General features: G+C 37.1%; 1 protein-coding gene. It reads left to right on the top strand.

The genetic code is table 11. From position 1 onward, the window contains the following. A partial coding sequence (locus tag FC36_RS07110) for a MiiA motif-containing surface protein (protein ID WP_191978607.1) occupies window positions 1-653 on the top strand: 653 nt, incomplete at both ends.

Genomic DNA, 653 nt, shown 5'->3' with positions numbered 1-653 from the left:
GCCATCAAAGGTTTAAGCGGAAAAGAAACTGATAAGACAGCATTAACTGACGCCATTAATAAAGGGCATAAGACTCAAACTGATAGTTCAGATTACCAAGATACTTCTGATGCTAAACGTAGACAGTTAGACAAAGATATTACTGATGCTGAAACGCTTAACCAAGATCCTAAGGCTAGTCAAAGTAATGTTGATGCCGCTGCTAAGAAGATCAGTGATGATATCAATAATTTGAACCAAGGGACTGATGCAGCTAATAACAAACCTGCAATTCCTGCTTCAAAGATTCCTGTTGGTGATCATAGTCACTTAACCGATGATGAAAAGAGTCAGGTTAAAGACAATGTCCAAAAGAGTAATTCGAATGGCAAAGTTACTAACGTTGACGATCAAGGTAATACCACAATTACTTATCCGGATGGTTCAAAGAATGTAATATCTGGTAAAAATACCACTACAGGAACTTCAAAAGATGATCTAAATAAGGCTATCAATAATGGTAATTCTGCTAAGACTAGCGGTAACTACACCAATACTTCAGATCAAAACCGTGCTGATCTTGATAAAGCTATCAAACATGGTCAAGATGTAGTTAATGATCCGCATGCAAGTCAGAAGGATATTGATGAAGCTGCTAAGGATATCAATAAAGC

This window comes from Ligilactobacillus equi DSM 15833 = JCM 10991, from assembly GCF_001435735.1.
GTDB classification, from domain to species: Bacteria; Bacillota; Bacilli; order Lactobacillales; family Lactobacillaceae; genus Ligilactobacillus; species Ligilactobacillus equi.
Note: the sequence above shows the minus strand (reverse complement) of the source record. Positions and strands in the feature narration are given on the sequence as shown.